Raw genomic sequence first — 15,071 nt, forward strand, 5'->3', positions numbered from 1 at the left:
CCTTTCGCGTATCGCAGAAACGTTTCGCTTATTGCGGAATGTCGCCTTCGATGCCTTCAACGTAGAAGTTCATGCCCAGCAGTGTGCCGTCATCAGCGGTCTCGCCGTCAGCCAGCCAGACAGAGCCGTCCTGCTTGTTGACCGGACCGGTGAAGGGGTGGATTTCGCCAGCGGCAATCGCGTCGCGCAGCGCTTCTGCGCTGGCTTTCACGTCAGCGGGGACTGCGTCGGTGATCTCGCCGATGCCGACCATGCCGGCGCCGATACCATCCCAAGTGCTGTCGGATTCCCAAGTGCCGTCCATGACAGCCTTGGTGCGCGCGATGTAGTAGGGGGCCCAGTTGTCGATGATCGACGACACGCGCGGCATTGGACCATATTCGGCCATGTCGGACGCCTGACCAAAGGTGTAAACGTTGCCAGCGGCCTGCGCGGCGGCCTGCGGCGCGGTCGAGTCGGTGTGCTGCAGCACAACGTCAGCGCCTTGCTCGATCAGCACATTGGCTGCTTCAGCTTCTTTCGCCGGATCAAACCAAGTGTAGGCCCAGACGATCTTGAACTCGACGTCAGGGTTCACAGCCTTGGCGGCCAGATAGGCAGCGTTGATGCCGCGCACGACTTCGGGGATCGGGAAGGACCCGATGTAGCCGATGATGTTGGACTTTGTCAGGTTGCCAGCGATGTGACCCTGCACGGCGCGGCCTTCGTAAAAGCGCGCGGAATAGATGCCGACGTTGTCAGCGGTCTTAAAGCCGGTCGCATGCTCGAACTTCACATCGGGGAACTTGGCCGCGACTTCCAGCGTCTGGTCCATGTAGCCAAAGGACGTTGTGAAAATCAGGTCAGCGCCGTCCAGCGCCATCTGCTGCATCACGCGCACAGCATCGGGGCCTTCGGGCACGGATTCGACGAACACCGTCTCGACTGCATCGCCGAACTCGGCCTCGACCGCTTGGCGGCCCTTGTCATGCTCGTATGTCCAGCCGCCATCGCCGACGGGGCCGACATAGACGAAACCGACCTTGGTCTTGTCTTGTGCCAGTGCGGGCAGGCCGGCCATTGCCAGCGTCGCTGCTGCAACGCCAGATGCGAGAAGTGTTCTTCTTTTCATTGGTATATCCCCTGTAGTCGCCGCTTATCTTGCGGCATGAAAGATTCGGCCCAAGCTTCCGGGCGCGCGTCCGGCGGACATGATGACCAGAACCGCGATGGTGGCAAGGTAGGGTGACATTGAAAGATATTCGACCGGTACCGCAACCCCTGCTGCCTGCAAATTAAGCTGTAGCACGGTAACGCCGCCAAAAAGATAGGCACCCAGCACCAATCGCCCCGGTTTCCAGCTGGCGAAGACGACAATCGCTAGCGCGATCCAGCCCGCGCCTGCGGTCATGCCTTCGGTCCATTGCGGCACCCGCACAAGGCTTAGGTAAGCCCCGCCAAGGCCCGCGCATGCCCCGCCGAACATGATCGCCAGCATCCGTGTGCGGCGCACATGATAACCCAGCGCGTGGGCGGCATCATGGTTTTCGCCTACCGCCCGCAGGATCAAACCGCCGCGGGTGCGGTTCAGGAAAAACCACACACTAGCCACGATCAGCAGCCCGATATAGACCATGGGATCATGCTGAAACACGATGGGACCAATTACGGGAATATCGCCCAGCAAAGGGATATGCCAATCAGGAAAGGACGGCGCGCGGATGCCCAGATACCCTTGTCCCATCAACGCCGACAGGCCTAAACCGAACAGCGTCAGCGCCAGACCCGTCGCGACTTGGTTGGACAGCAGGAACTGCGTCAGCACCCCAAACAGCAGCGACAACATCGCGCCGCCAATCGCGGCCCCAATAAAGCCCAGCCATGGGCTTCCCGTCGCCACGGCGATGATAAAGCCGCAGATGGCACCGGTGATCATCATCCCCTCAACGCCAAGGTTCAGCACGCCCGCGCGTTCCACCACCAATTCGCCAATCGCGGCCAGCAGGATCGGCGTGGCGGCGACCATCAAGGACGCCAGCAGCAGGATCGGATTGATTGCACTTAGGTCCATTACGCCGCCACCCTATTGGAAAACCGCACGCGGTAGTTTGTCAGCACATCAACCGCGAGCAGGAAAAACAGCAGCATCCCCTGCAGTAGGCTGATCGCCGCGGCAGGCAGGCCCAGATTGCTTTGCGCAATGCCGCCGCCGATATAGGTCAGCGCCATCACAGCCCCCGCCAGCAAGATACCCACGGGATGCAAACGCCCCAGAAACGCGACGATGATCGCGGTGAAACCGTAGCCGACGTTAAAATCGATCGTCACCTGACCTGCCGGGCCGGACACCTCGAACATGCCCGCTAAACCGGCCAGCGCGCCCGATAGGCCCATGCAAATCAGGATCATGCGCGCCGGATTGACGCCCGCAAACCGCGCGGCCCGCGGCGCTTGCCCCGCCAGCCGCACCTGAAACCCGAACATGTGTCGCGCCAGCAGCACATAGGCAAAGATCACGGCAATCAGCGCGGCAACCACACCCCAATGCATGCCAGAGCCTGAAATCAGCTCCAGATTAGCCGCGCTCGGATATTGCGACAGGTTCCGGCTGCCCGGAAATCCCATGCCTTCGGGGTTTTTCAACGGCCCTAGCGCCATCGCGGCCAGCAAGCTTTCGGCTACATAAACCAGCATCAAGGACACCAAAATCTCGTTGGTGCCAAAACGCACCTTCAATAGCCCCGGGATCAACCCCCAAAGTGCCCCGCCAATCGCCCCCGCCATAATCATCAGCGGGAAAATCAGCCACGATTCCATCGGATAAAACGCAAGCCCCACCGCCGCGCCGCACAGCGCGCCCATGATATACTGGCCTTCAGCGCCAATATTCCAAATCCCCGCGCGAAAGCCGAAACTTAAGCCGACCGCGATCAGCACCAACGGCGCGCCTTTGATCAGCAGTTGCGGGCGATAAAACCACGCGTTCTTGGAAAACAGCGGATCAAGGAAAATCGTCCGGATCACCTCTACCGGGTTCTTGCCCAGCGCGGCAAACAGGATGCCCCCCACCACCATTGTCAGCACAACCGCCAACACGGGCGCGGCATAGCTCCACATCCGGCTCGGCTGTGGCCGCTTGTCCAGAACGATCATCGCCGCATCCCCGTTTTCATCTGGCCACCTGAACTCCCGCCGGAGGCGCCAAAGCCTTCCCCCAGCACAGCGCCGCCTTTATTCATCATCTTGCCGAAAATACTCGCCCGCGGCAGGCGTTCCTTACGTCGCCACATGCGCGACCTCCAGATCATGGGCGCCGCCCAGCATCATCCCGATATCTTCAACACTCAGCCCCCGCGCAGGCCGCGCAGGCGACAATCGCCCATCGGTTAATGCGCAAAACCGGTCAGAGACTTCCATCAATTCATCCAGATCCTGCGAGATCACAATCACCGCAGCACCCTCGTCGGCCAGCGTCAACAGCGCTTGCCGGATCGCCGCCGCAGCAGAGGCATCGACCCCCCAAGTCGGCTGGTTCACCACCAACACGCTTGGATTTTGCATAATCTCGCGGCCGATCACAAATTTCTGCAAGTTTCCGCCTGACAGCGACCGCGCCGTATTTCCCGGCCCCGGCGTGCGTACGTCAAACGCCTCAATGATCTCTTTTGCGAAAGCCGTGGCAGCGGGCCAGCGCAGAAATCCGCGCTGTTCCAGATGCTTGCGACGCACCCCGGTCAGCAATGCGTTTTCGGTCAGCGTCATATCAGGGGCGGCGGCATGTCCTAGCCGTTCCTCTGGCGCGCACAGCAATCCGGCCGCGCGCCGCGCATTGACCGCATCCGCGCCAATCGGCGTGCCGTCCAGCTCTACCATCGCGGACGCGACAGGCATCTCGCCTGACAGCGCTGCAATCAGCTCGTCCTGCCCATTGCCAGCGACGCCGCCAATACCCAGCACTTCGCCCGCGCGCACCGTGATCGTCACATCCTTCAGTGCTGTGCCAAACCGTTGCGGGGCAGGGGCGCTTAGCCCCTTCAGCGCAAGCCGGATCGGCCCCTCTGGCCGCGCCGTGCGCACGGGCGATTGCAGCACCGTGCCCACCATCAGCTCTGCCATTTCGCGCGGAGCCGTCTGGCGCGGATCACAGGTCGCCACGACCTGTCCCAGTCGCAGCACCGTCGCATTGTCGCAAAGCGCCGCGATCTCTCCAAGCTTATGAGAGATATACAGGATCGACGTCCCTTCTGCCGCCAGCTTGCGCAGCGTCAGGAACAGGATGTCCACCTCTTGCGGCGTCAGCACGCTGGTCGGCTCGTCCATAATCAGCAGTTTGGGGTCCTGCAAAAGGCAGCGAATAATCTCGACCCGCTGCCGTTCCCCCGCCGACAAATCGCCAACGATCCGGTCCGGATCCAGCGGCAGGCCATACAGATGCGATACCCGCCGCACCTCGCCCGCAATCGCGCGGGGGGATGGCGGATTATCCATGCCCAGCACGATATTTTCGGCCACGCTCATCGCATCAAACAGCGAAAAATGCTGGAACACCATCGCGACGCCCGCCTTGCGCGCATCCCCTGGCTCGCCCGGTGCAAAGGGCACCCCGTTCAGTGTCATCGTGCCGCTGTCAGGCTTCACCAGGCCGTAAATCGACTTCACCAGCGTCGATTTCCCCGCCCCGTTTTCCCCCAGCAGCGCGTGAATCTCACCGCGTTCAATGGAAAATGACACGTCCTTGTTGGCGACCACGCCCGGATAGGCCTTGGTCAGCCCATCGAGTGTCAAAAGGGTCTCGCTCATCCCGCCGCCTCAATCTGCCTAGCTGCATTTCGGCCCAGCATCGCCATGGCGACGCCGATGGCAATGGCCTGAGGATGTTTTCCAAGCCGCGTGTCGCCAATGGGACAGGCAATGCGCGCAATGGTTGCAGGGCTATGCCCAAGGGCCGCCAGCCGCCCGCGAAACCGCGCCCATTTCGTCGCAGACCCGATTAACCCGCAACTGGCAAAGGGACGCGACAGGACCGCGTGGCACAGCTCCAGATCGATCGCATGGCTATAGGTCAGGATCAGGTGATGCGCATCCGCTGGCGCATGCGCCGCTGCCCGCGCCGGATCAGCGGCGACAAGCACTGCGGCCTTTGCATCCTGTGGAAACCGATCTGCGCCTGTATCAACCCAAGTGATGTCCCACTCCGGCAGCGGCGCCATTACATCGACCAGTGCGCGGCCCACATGCCCCGCACCGTAAATCCAAAGCGGCGCACCCTTCGGTGCCTCCAAAGCATCCGCTTGCGCGAGTTCCAGCGTCACCGATCCGCCGCAGCATTGGCCTAGCGCCGGCCCCAGCGGCAAGGTCAAAACCTGCGCCGCGCGGCCCTGCGTGATCATGCGGCGGGCAGCCGCCATGGCTTCCCACTCCAGCGCGCCGCCACCAATGGTGCCTGCGGTGCGATCCGCCCAAACCATCATCTGCGTGCCCGCCTCGCGCGGCACCGACCCGGCGGTGCGCGCGACTGTGACCTTAATCCCGCTCATCCGCGTGCGCGCTTTACAGCAGCCAAGATCGCCTCTGGCGTCGCAGGGGCCTGCAAATCTGGCCAAACAGGCCCGCAAGCCGCCACCGCATCGCCAAGCGCGGCAAAGGCAGAAATGCCGTGCATAAACGGCGGCTCGCCCACGGCTTTCGAGCGATAGATCGTCGCCGCCGGATTGGGCTGATCCCACAGCGCGACGTTGAACACATCCGGCCGGTCGCCGCAGGCGGGGATCTTGTAGGTGCTTGGCGCATGGGTCCGCAACCGGCCCTTGTCGTCCCAGATCAGCTCTTCCGTCGTCAGCCAGCCTGCGCCCTGCACATAGCCGCCCTCGATCTGTCCCAGATCCAGCGCGGGGTTCAGCGAGTCCCCCGCATCATGCAAAATATCGCAGCGCAGAATCCGGTTTTCCCCGGTCAGCGTGTCAATCACGACCTCTGTCACTGCCGCCCCTTGGGCAAAGTAAAAGAATGGCCGCCCCTGACCTTTGACCCGGTCCCATGCCAAATCCGGCGTTTTGTAAAAGCCCGTCGCGCTTAAGGATACACGCGCTTGATAGGCCAACATCGCCGCCTCGGCAAAGCTCATGTCCTTGCCTCCCACACGCACGCGGCCTTGGGCGAATTGCACATCCGCGACAGCGGTCTGATGCGCATCTGCTAAATGTTCAGCAATCCGCGCGCGAATAATATCGCAGGCGTTCGCGACAGCCATTCCGTTCAGGTCGGCCCCACTCGACGCCGCCGTCGCCGACGTATTTGGCACCTTGCCTGTATCCGTCGCCGTGATCTTGACCTGTGCGACATCAATCCCGAACCGCGCCGCCGCGACTTGCGCAACCTTCTGGAACAAACCCTGTCCCATCTCGGTCCCGCCATGGTTCAGATGAACCGAGCCGTCCTGATACACATGCACCAAGGCGCCGGCCTGATTAAGATGCGTCAGCGTAAAGGAAACCCCGAACTTCACCGGACTAAACCCAATGCCGCGCTTCAGCAGGGGATTGGCGGCATTCCAATCCGCAATCGCCGCCTTGCGCGCGTGGTAATCACTCGTCGCCAGCAGGCTCTCGGTCATTGCATCCAGAATGAAATCCGTGACTGCCATGCCATAAGGCGTGGTGTTCACCGCCGCCTCTGGCACTGCAACCCGGTCATCGGCCACAGTCTGCGCCCCGCGCGACGTTAAATCCGCTTCGCTCTCTGTTTTGGAAATATCCTCGGGGGGGGGCGCAGGCCGGGGGGCAGACAGCCCCCCTGCAACGTGGCCGCCTGCACCGTCAGTCGCGGCATTCATCGGCGCATAGTAATTCACGCGCCGCAACGCGACCGGGTCCATACCCAGCACATGGGCCGCGTGATCCATCACCCGCTCAATCCCCAGCACACCCTGCGGGCCGCCAAAGCCGCGGAACGCCGTGGCGCTTTGCGTGTGGGTCTTCAGCCGATGCGACGTGATGCGGCAGGCGTCCAGCAGATAGGCGTTGTCGCTATGCAGCATCGCCCGGTCGGCGACGGGCAGGGACAGGTCCATCGCCCAGCCGCAGCGCGTATACTGGGTAAAATCCACGCCCAGCAGCCGCCCGCCCTCATCAAAGCCGGCGTCATAATCAATGCGGAAATCATGACGCTTGCCGGTGACGATCATGTCGTCATCCCGGTCATAGCGCATCTTGCATGGCCGCCCGGTTGCGCGGGCCGCCACGGCGCAGGCGACGGCCAGCGCATTGCCCTGGCTTTCCTTGCCGCCAAATCCGCCGCCCATGCGCCGCACCTCGACCCGCACGGCGTGCATCGGCACGCCAAGCGCCTCGGCCACTTTGTGCTGGATTTCCGTGGGATGCTGGGTGCTGGAATGGACGGTCATGTCGCCGCCTTCTTGCGGCAGGGCAAGGGCGGCTTGGCCTTCCAGATAGAAATGCTCTTGCCCGCCCATATCGATCCGGCCCTTGATCCGGTGCGCGGCGCCGGACAATGCGGTACCGACGTCGCCCTTGGTCCAGATGCGGGGTCCATCCTCGAACCGGCTGTTCGCTGCCAGCGCGTCCTCGACTGTTAGGATCGGGGTCTCGGCTGCAATCTTGATCTGACCAAGCCGCGCCGCATGGCGGGCGTTCAGGTGGCTGTCGGCGACAACGGCAAAGATCGGCTGCCCGGCGTAATGCACCCGGCCCACGGCCAACAAAGGCTCGTCATGATTGCTGGGCGATACGTCATTGGCAAAGGGCAGATCATCCGCCGTCAGCACCATGACGACGCCCGGCGCGGCGCGCACCGCGTCCAGATCAACCGAGGTGATGGCGCCGCACGCGACCTCGCTTAGGCCAAAGGCAAGGTGCAGCGTACCTGCGGGCACCGGCAGATCGTCGATATACCGCGCGGTGCCCGTCACATGCAGGGCGGCGCTGTCGTGGGGCAGGGGGCTTGCGACGCTCATGCCGACACCTCCCGCACGTTGACGCTGACACCAGAAAGGTCCGCGAAATACCGCTGCAACATGTTTTGTGCGGCCTCCAGCCGGTAGGCGGCACTGGCGCGCATATCGCTCAGCGGTTCAAAGTCTGCCGCAAAGGCGGGCAAGGCATCTGCTATCGTCTGTGCGTTCCAAGGCTGGCCGATCAGCGCGGCCTCGACCGCCGCTGCCCGCTTTGGCACGCCTGCCATGCCGCCAAAGGCGATGCAGGCGGCGGTGACATTGCCGTCCGAAACCGTGACGTCAAAGCCGCCGCAGACGGCGCTGATATCCTGATCGAACCGTTTCGACAGTTTATAGACGCGGTGCGCATCCCGTCCGCGCGGGATGGTGACGCCGGTGACGAACTCGCCGGGCTGCCGGTCCTGTTTGCCGTAGGCCAGAAAGTAATCCTGCAACGCGACATCGCGCAGCGCATCCCCGCGCCGCAGATGCAAGGTCGCCCCCAGCGCGATCAGCGCAGGCGGGTTGTCCCCGATGGGGCTGCCGTTGGCGATATTGCCGCCAATCGTCGCCGCATTGCGCACCTGAACCGAGCCATAGCGCCGGATCATCGCCGCATAGGACGGATAGTCCGCCGCCACTGCGTCTAGCACCTGCGTCATGGTCACGCCCGCACCAAACCGGATCGCGTTGTCAGTGACGTCAATCGTTTGCAGATCGGTGCAGGCGTGCAGAAACGCCACATCGCCCAGATCGCGGAACTGCTTGGTAACCCATAGGCCCACATCGGTGGCCCCTGCGATCAATGTTCCGTTCGGGTGGTCCAGATACCAGGCGGCCAGATCGTCCGCGCTTGTGGGGGCATGGGGTGTCTTGGCGTCTGGCGCAGTGTCGCGCATCCAGACCGGCACCGGCGCATCCGCCGCCGCCTTTGCAGCGCGCACGATCGGGGCGTAGCCTGTGCAGCGGCACAGATTACCTGCCAGTTGGTCATCGTGATCGCTGCGCCCGTTCAGATGCGCCGTCGCCATGCTGACGACGAACCCCGGCGTGCAGAACCCGCATTGCGAGCCGTGATGATCCACCATCGCCTGCTGCACCGGATGCAAAGCGCCATCCGGGCCGGCGATGCCTTCGACCGTGCGGACAGCCTTGCCCGCAAGCTGCCCCATAAAAAGGATGCAAGCATTCAGGCTGCGCGCGCCGCTGGCGTCGGTGACCATGACGGTGCAGGCCCCGCAATCGCCCTCATTGCAGCCCTCTTTTGTGCCATTCAGCCCGCGCTCTGTGCGCAGCCAATCCAACAGAGTGACTGTTGGGGCCGCTTGGGCGGTGACAGTCTCTCCGTTCAGAAGAAACGTGATATCCATGTGAAAACCTGCCGCCTTACCAGGTCAATCGGGTCACGGCACGACGTCGATGCGGCGTAGAGATCGGCCCCCGTTTGGCACAGCAAAGCCGCTTGGCGTCTGATTTGCAAGAGCAGAGGGGGCGCTGCCCCTCGGCGGCGGCGTCCCCCGGGATATTTTTTACGAGAAGAAGGGGGAGGTCTGCCTGATTTATAGGCATGTTTTTTGGGCGGGGGTGAGGGGGCTCTGCCCCCGGCTGCGCCTCCCCCGAGGTATTTGGGACCAGAAGAAGGGCGGTTAGAGGCTGCTGGCGAGCGCGCCGAGTTGCGTTGTGGCGGTGCCCCAGCCATCGTAAAAGCCCATGTCTTTGTGGGCTTGCGCTGATTGCGCCGAGGCGTGTGTGACAGTTGCGGTGTAGGTGCAGCCGCCGGGGGCGGGGGCAAGCAGGATTTCGGCCGTAAAGGCAAAGTCCATCGGGCCATTGCCGATCTTGTTCGGGTGAAAGCCGGGGCCAAGCGCGTTGGTCCAGACCAGCCGCCGTGCTGTTTCGGCAACAAGAATGCAGCCTGCGTCGCCGGCCATGGTGCCGTAGTCGGGAACGACCATCACGGTGCGAAAGGTACCGCCGGGCACGGGGTCAATCTCGACCTCGGTCGTCTGCACAGGGGCCGGGGCGAACCATTGTTTGATCAGGTCAGGTTCGGTCCAGCAGCGCCAGATATTGGCGGGGCTTGCGGACAGCGTGCGGGTAAAACTGAGGGTCAGATCGTCGCTCATTCGTCTTCCTGCCGGGCAGAATCGCTGTCCAAGGCTAGCGCTAATTGGTCGACGTGATCTAGCCGTGTTTCCCACAGGCGGCGTTGCCACGCCAGCCAGCCTTGGGCTGTCACCAGCGGCGTTGCGTCCAGATGGCACATCCGCACCCGGCCTTTTTTGATCGTGTGCACCAAGCCCGCTTTTTCCAGCACGCCAAGGTGTTTCATGAAGGTCGGCAGCGCCATCGGATGCGGTGCCGCAAGGTCACTGACGGATGCCGGACCTGCGGCAAGGCGTTCGATCACCGCGCGGCGGGTCGGGTCCGATAGGGCGGAAAAGAAGTGATTCAGGGGCGATGTCATGGCGGCGAACTTGCGCCGGGGGCGGGCCAGCGTCAACGCGCTTAGCTGCGTGACTAAGCGTTAGCGGCTTTCCCCCATCCGCCGGGCGATCTAGGGTGGCGCATGACCCAATCCCCTCGATTCATTCACCTGCGCGTGCACACCGAATATTCCCTTTTGGAAGGGGCTGTTCCGGTGAAAAAGCTATCCGGTATGGCCGAGGCGGCTGGCATGCCGGCCGTCGCCGTGACCGATACAAACAACATGTTCGCTGCCCTTGAATTCAGCGAATATGCGTCAAAGGCGGGCATCCAGCCGATCATCGGCTGTCAGATGTCGCTGGCCTATACGGTGCCAGAGCCGGGCAAGCGTGCACCAGATCCGGCACCTATCGTTCTGCTGGCCCAGTCCGAGCAGGGCTATCTGAACCTGATGAAGCTGAACTCTGCCGCGTATCTGGATAACGAGGGCCAGTTGCCGCAGATCGATTTTGATGACCTGAGCCATCATAACGCTGGACTGATCTGTTTGACCGGCGGGCCGGACGGGCCTGTCGGGCGTCTGTTGCAGCAGGGCCAGCAGCCGCGGGCAGAGCAGGTGCTTGATACGCTGCATGCGCTGTTTGGCGACCGGCTTTATGTTGAATTGCAGCGCCATCCTGACGGCGGCGGTCTGCCGCAGGCCGAGGTTTTGACCGAGCGCGGCCTGATCGAGATGGCCTATGCCAAGGGTCTGCCGATTGTCGCGACCAATGACGTCTATTTTCCTAAAACGGGTCTGTACGAGGCGCATGACGCCCTGCTGTGCATTTCCGAAGGGTCCTATGTCGACCAGTCCGAACCGCGCCGCCGCTTGACGCCGCAGCATTATTTCAAATCCGAGCGCGAGATGGCAACCCTGTTTGCCGACCTGCCAGAGGCGTTGGAAAACACGGTCGAGATCGCCAAGCGCTGTGCTTTTAAGGTCTACAAACGCCCGCCGATCCTGCCCAAGTTCGCAGATGACGAGGTCGCCGAACTGCGGCGTCAGGCGCAAGAGGGGCTTAAGTTTCGCCTATCGATCATCCCCCACGCGGTCAGCGTCGAGGAATACGAGAAGCGGCTTGAGTTCGAGCTTGGCATTATCGAAGGCATGGGGTTCCCCGGCTATTTCCTGATCGTGGCCGACTTTATCAAGTGGGCCAAAGACAACGGCATCCCCGTCGGGCCGGGCCGTGGTTCGGGTGCGGGTTCGCTCGTGGCCTATGCTCTTTTGATTACTGACCTTGATCCGCTGCGATATTCTTTGCTGTTCGAGCGTTTCTTGAATCCAGAACGGGTGTCGATGCCCGACTTCGACATCGACTTTTGCATGGACCGGCGCGAGGAAGTGATCCGCTACGTCCAAGACAAATATGGTCGTGATAAGGTGGGGCAGATCATCACCTTTGGTGCGCTGCTGTCCAAGGCCGCCGTGCGCGATGTGGGCCGCGTGCTGCAGATGCCCTATGGTCAGGTCGACCGTCTGTCCAAGATGATTCCGGTCGAGGGGGTCAAACCCGTCAGTATTGAAAAGGCCTTGGCAGACGAGCCGCGCCTGCGCGAAGAGGCCAAGAACGAAGAGGTGGTCGAACGCCTTCTGCGCTATGCCCAACAGGTCGAAGGTTTGCTGCGGAACGCGTCCACTCACGCCGCCGGTGTGGTGATCGGCGACCGCCCGCTGGACGAGCTGGTGCCGCTGTATCAGGATCCCCGGTCCGACATGCCCGCGACCCAGTTCAACATGAAATGGGTCGAACAAGCGGGTCTGGTGAAGTTCGACTTTCTGGGCCTGAAAACGCTGACCGTCATCCAGAACGCTGTAGAGCTTGTCCGCAAAAACGGACGGCCGTTGAATAAATCCGCTGACGGGCGAGAGCTTTATCAGCCACCCGCCGGGTTTGAATACGACATCGGGGCGATCCCGCTGGACGACGAAGCGTCCTATAAACTTTATGCTAGTGCGAAAACTGTCGCCGTGTTCCAGGTGGAATCCAGCGGCATGATGGACGCGCTGAAACGGATGAAGCCGACCTGTATCGAGGATATCGTCGCCCTTGTGGCGCTGTATCGTCCCGGTCCGATGGAAAACATCCCGGTCTATTGCGAGGTCAAGAATGGCCAGCGCGAGATCGAATCCGTCCACGAATCCATCGACTATCTGCTGGCCGAAACCCAAGGCATCATCGTTTATCAGGAACAGGTGATGCAGATCGCGCAGGTCATGGCGGGCTATTCGCTTGGCGGCGCCGACCTGCTGCGCCGGGCCATGGGTAAAAAGATCGCCGAGGAGATGGCGAAGGAACGTCCCAAATTCGAAAAAGGGGCGATGGAAAACGGCGTTGCGAAAAAGAAAGCCTCTGAGGTTTTCGACCTTTTGGAAAAGTTCGCCAACTACGGGTTCAACAAATCCCACGCCGCCGCCTATGCGGTCGTCAGCTATCAAACAGCTTGGCTAAAAGCGAACCACCCGGTCGAGTTCATGGCTGGTGTGATGAACTGCGATATTCACCTGACAGACAAGCTGGGGGTTTATTTCCAAGAGGTGAAAAAGGGTCTGGGGCTGGAATACATTCCGCCCTGCGTGAACCGGTCGATGGCGACTTTTGACGTCCGCGACGGCAAGCTGATCTATGCGCTGGGCGCACTAAAAAACGTCGGTGTCGAGGCCATGAAGCTGATCGTGGAAGGGCGGGGCGACCGGCCTTTCGTGAACCTGTTCGACGTCGCCCGCCGGGTGGACCTGAAAAAGGTCGGCAAACGCCCGATGGAAATGCTGGCCCGTGCAGGCGCATTTGATATTTTGGACCCTAATCGCCGCCGGGTCATGTCCTCTCTTGATGCGCTAGTCGGATACTCTGCCGCGATCCACGACCAAAAGAACAGCAATCAGGTGTCCTTGTTCGGAGAGGCGGGCGACGACTTGCCAGAGCCGCGCCTTGCAGGCGGCGACGACTGGTTGCCAGCGGAACGTCTGGCCGAGGAATTCAAGGCCATCGGTTTCTACCTCTCTGGCCACCCGCTGGACGACTACATGGGCGCGCTCAAGCGCAAGAACGTGCTGACGCTGGACGAGGTCATCGTCAAAGCGGGCCGCGCCGCTTGTATCGTTAAGATGGCAGGCACCGTGTCTGGGCGGCAGGAACGCAAATCGGCGCGGGGCAATCGTTTTGCCTTTGCCCAGCTGAGCGATCCGACCGGCCAGTACGAGGTGACGCTGTTCAGCGATACGCTGGAACTGGCGCGCGAGCATTTGGAGACCGGCTCTCACGTCGTGATCCAGGTCGAGGCGACGATGGAATCCGATCAGCTGAAGCTGCTGGGCCGGTCCGTCAGCCCGATCGACACCGCCGTCGTGGATGCCACCAGCAATGGGCTGCGGGTGTTCCTAGATTGCGCTGATGCGATCCCTTCGGTCGCGTCGATTTTGGAATCGGCGATGAAGGATAAGGTCAAAGGCGCGCGCGGGCCTGTGTATTTCTGCCTGATGGACCCGTCTTTACCGGGAGAGGTGGAGCTGGATCTGGGGCAGGACTTTCCGGTCAATCCGCAGATCCGCGGCGCCCTGCGCAGCCTTGGCGGCGTGATCGAGGTCGAAGACGCGTGAATCTGCCGCATCACGCAACCGCTACTCGGCGCGCCTTTCGGGGCATGGTAGTCAAATTCAATCAGCGGAGGGGCCAGTTATGAAGTTTATGTTTTCGAGTGTTATTGCCTGTTTGGCCCTTGCTGGCTGCGCTGGCGTCGGTGCCACCGGAACCGGGACGCCGATCATGAATAGTGACGTTGATATCGGGCAAGCCGCCCCGGGGGCTGGGCTGGCCTTTGGCAAGATTGACACGACGTGCGGTGTTGCGCCCGCCAGCCTTGGGACCGCTGTGGCCAGCGCCTCTGGCTATACGGTCTACGATTCGAAACCCACCAGCACCGCGCCTCGCGCACATTATGTCGATGGATTCACCGATGGCTGCTTGCGGCAGTTCACTGCGGCGCTGGTGTTGACTGGCGATGTGCAGACCCACGAGGGCGTCCGCTATCAAGCCTCGAACACGCGGCCTTATTCGGAAACGGATACGGCATACGAGGTGATTAAGGGCAAGTACTGCGGCGCGCCCTCTGGTCAGAGCTGCGGTGCGAAGATTGATGCGCTTGGGCGGCGCACTGTGTTTTTGACCGCCTATCCATCGTTCTCTGATAGCGACAACTGGGTTGAGTATCTGCTGCACGAAGGCGTCGTCGCCGACGCCGGGGCAGAACGCTAACTATCACAGGGGGCGCTGCCCCCCGGCTTCGCCTTCCCCCCGAGGTATTTTTGACCAGAAGAAGAGTGATGTGTGTCGGTAGAGGGGGCGCTGCCCCCGCCGGTGGCGCGGCCCCCCAGGGATTTTAGGACGATAAGAAGAGGACGGCCTTACCAGTGCGGCGGGCGTTCATCGCCAAGGGGGATCGTGCCGCCGGCGTCGGCCTCTCGCGTGGCTTCACGCTGCATCAGCATCTCGATCCGGCGCTGGGCCGTGTCGATGGTGCGGTCTTGGCGGGCGACAACGTCGCTTAAGTCCTCCACCAAGCGGGTGAGGTGGGCAATTTGTTCTTCAAGGCGCAGGATATCGGTCATGAGGCAAGTTCTAGCGTAGGGGCGGGGACTGCGCCACAGCTTGATGTGGCTGGATTGACGGAT

12 protein-coding genes are annotated in these 15,071 nt (G+C 62.0%); 2 read left to right on the forward strand and 10 right to left on the reverse strand.

Annotated elements, in window-relative coordinates; all coding sequences use genetic code 11:
• Nucleotides 1-28 precede the first annotated feature (28 nt).
• From BM131_RS14070 to BM131_RS14110, 9 genes are all read right to left on the reverse strand, one after another.
• Nucleotides 29-1,111, reverse strand: a complete 1,083-nt coding sequence (locus tag BM131_RS14070; protein ID WP_090190503.1) for a BMP family ABC transporter substrate-binding protein — start codon at nt 1,109-1,111, stop codon at nt 29-31.
• Nucleotides 1,112-1,135: 24 nt separating this feature from the next.
• The gene (locus tag BM131_RS14075; protein ID WP_090190505.1) at nt 1,136-2,050 is read right to left on the reverse strand and encodes an ABC transporter permease; all 915 of its coding nucleotides are present in this window, start codon (nt 2,048-2,050) and stop codon (nt 1,136-1,138) included.
• A complete protein-coding gene (locus BM131_RS14080) occupies nt 2,050-3,132 on the reverse strand; it encodes an ABC transporter permease (RefSeq protein WP_090190506.1) in 1,083 nt (360 codons plus the stop codon). The genes BM131_RS14075 and BM131_RS14080 overlap by 1 nt, the downstream gene beginning before the upstream one ends.
• 123 nt (nt 3,133-3,255) lie before the next feature.
• A complete protein-coding gene (locus BM131_RS14085; protein WP_090190508.1) occupies nt 3,256-4,779 on the reverse strand; it encodes an ABC transporter ATP-binding protein in 1,524 nt (507 codons plus the stop codon).
• Nucleotides 4,776-5,516, reverse strand: a complete 741-nt coding sequence (gene xdhC, locus BM131_RS14090) for a xanthine dehydrogenase accessory protein XdhC (protein WP_090190510.1) — start codon at nt 5,514-5,516, stop codon at nt 4,776-4,778. Before xdhC ends, BM131_RS14085 begins: the two co-directional genes overlap by 4 nt.
• Nucleotides 5,513-7,951: a xanthine dehydrogenase molybdopterin binding subunit gene (gene xdhB, locus BM131_RS14095; protein WP_090190511.1), complete on the reverse strand. Its 2,439-nt coding sequence runs from the start codon at nt 7,949-7,951 to the stop codon at nt 5,513-5,515. The genes xdhC and xdhB overlap by 4 nt, the downstream gene beginning before the upstream one ends.
• Nucleotides 7,948-9,300, reverse strand: a complete 1,353-nt coding sequence (locus BM131_RS14100; RefSeq protein WP_090190513.1) for a xanthine dehydrogenase small subunit — start codon at nt 9,298-9,300, stop codon at nt 7,948-7,950. The genes xdhB and BM131_RS14100 overlap by 4 nt, the downstream gene beginning before the upstream one ends.
• A 276-nt stretch (nt 9,301-9,576) precedes the next feature.
• Nucleotides 9,577-10,056 carry an SRPBCC domain-containing protein gene (locus BM131_RS14105; protein WP_090190514.1) on the reverse strand — a complete coding sequence of 160 codons (480 nt, stop codon included), beginning with the start codon at nt 10,054-10,056 and terminating at the stop codon, nt 9,577-9,579.
• Nucleotides 10,053-10,397 (reverse strand): ArsR/SmtB family transcription factor, encoded by a 345-nt coding sequence (locus tag BM131_RS14110; RefSeq protein ID WP_090190554.1) that lies wholly within the window; start codon nt 10,395-10,397, stop codon nt 10,053-10,055. The genes BM131_RS14105 and BM131_RS14110 overlap by 4 nt, the downstream gene beginning before the upstream one ends.
• A 102-nt stretch (nt 10,398-10,499) precedes the next feature.
• On the opposite strand from BM131_RS14110, the gene dnaE reads away from it, so the two are divergent.
• The gene (dnaE, locus tag BM131_RS14115) at nt 10,500-14,000 is read left to right on the forward strand and encodes a DNA polymerase III subunit alpha (RefSeq protein ID WP_090190516.1); all 3,501 of its coding nucleotides are present in this window, start codon (nt 10,500-10,502) and stop codon (nt 13,998-14,000) included.
• Between the two features lie 79 nt (nt 14,001-14,079).
• Nucleotides 14,080-14,655, forward strand: a complete 576-nt coding sequence (locus BM131_RS14120; protein WP_090190517.1) for a hypothetical protein — start codon at nt 14,080-14,082, stop codon at nt 14,653-14,655.
• Between the two features lie 149 nt (nt 14,656-14,804).
• Here BM131_RS14120 and BM131_RS14125 read toward each other — a convergent pair whose 3' ends face one another.
• Entirely contained in the window at nt 14,805-15,008 is a 204-nt protein-coding gene (locus tag BM131_RS14125; RefSeq protein ID WP_090190519.1) for a SlyX family protein, read from the reverse strand.
• Nucleotides 15,009-15,071: the final 63 nt, after the last annotated feature.

The organism is Loktanella salsilacus, assembly GCF_900114485.1.
GTDB lineage: Bacteria > Pseudomonadota > Alphaproteobacteria > Rhodobacterales > Rhodobacteraceae > Loktanella > Loktanella salsilacus.

Excerpts from the sequence above, each read along its gene's own strand:
- BM131_RS14070 (WP_090190503.1), bottom strand. The coding sequence starts at position 1,111 with ATGAAAAGAAGAACACTTCTCGCATCTGGCGTTGCAGCAGCGACGCTG.
- BM131_RS14075 (WP_090190505.1), bottom strand. The coding sequence starts at position 2,050 with ATGGACCTAAGTGCAATCAATCCGATCCTGCTGCTGGCGTCCTTGATG.
- BM131_RS14080 (WP_090190506.1), bottom strand. The coding sequence starts at position 3,132 with ATGATCGTTCTGGACAAGCGGCCACAGCCGAGCCGGATGTGGAGCTAT.
- BM131_RS14085 (WP_090190508.1), bottom strand. The coding sequence starts at position 4,779 with ATGAGCGAGACCCTTTTGACACTCGATGGGCTGACCAAGGCCTATCCG.
- xdhC (WP_090190510.1), bottom strand. The coding sequence starts at position 5,516 with ATGAGCGGGATTAAGGTCACAGTCGCGCGCACCGCCGGGTCGGTGCCG.
- xdhB (WP_090190511.1), bottom strand. The coding sequence starts at position 7,951 with ATGAGCGTCGCAAGCCCCCTGCCCCACGACAGCGCCGCCCTGCATGTG.
- BM131_RS14100 (WP_090190513.1), bottom strand. The coding sequence starts at position 9,300 with ATGGATATCACGTTTCTTCTGAACGGAGAGACTGTCACCGCCCAAGCG.
- BM131_RS14105 (WP_090190514.1), bottom strand. The coding sequence starts at position 10,056 with ATGAGCGACGATCTGACCCTCAGTTTTACCCGCACGCTGTCCGCAAGC.
- BM131_RS14110 (WP_090190554.1), bottom strand. The coding sequence starts at position 10,397 with ATGACATCGCCCCTGAATCACTTCTTTTCCGCCCTATCGGACCCGACC.
- dnaE (WP_090190516.1), top strand. The coding sequence starts at position 10,500 with ATGACCCAATCCCCTCGATTCATTCACCTGCGCGTGCACACCGAATAT.
- BM131_RS14120 (WP_090190517.1), top strand. The coding sequence starts at position 14,080 with ATGAAGTTTATGTTTTCGAGTGTTATTGCCTGTTTGGCCCTTGCTGGC.
- BM131_RS14125 (WP_090190519.1), bottom strand. The coding sequence starts at position 15,008 with ATGACCGATATCCTGCGCCTTGAAGAACAAATTGCCCACCTCACCCGC.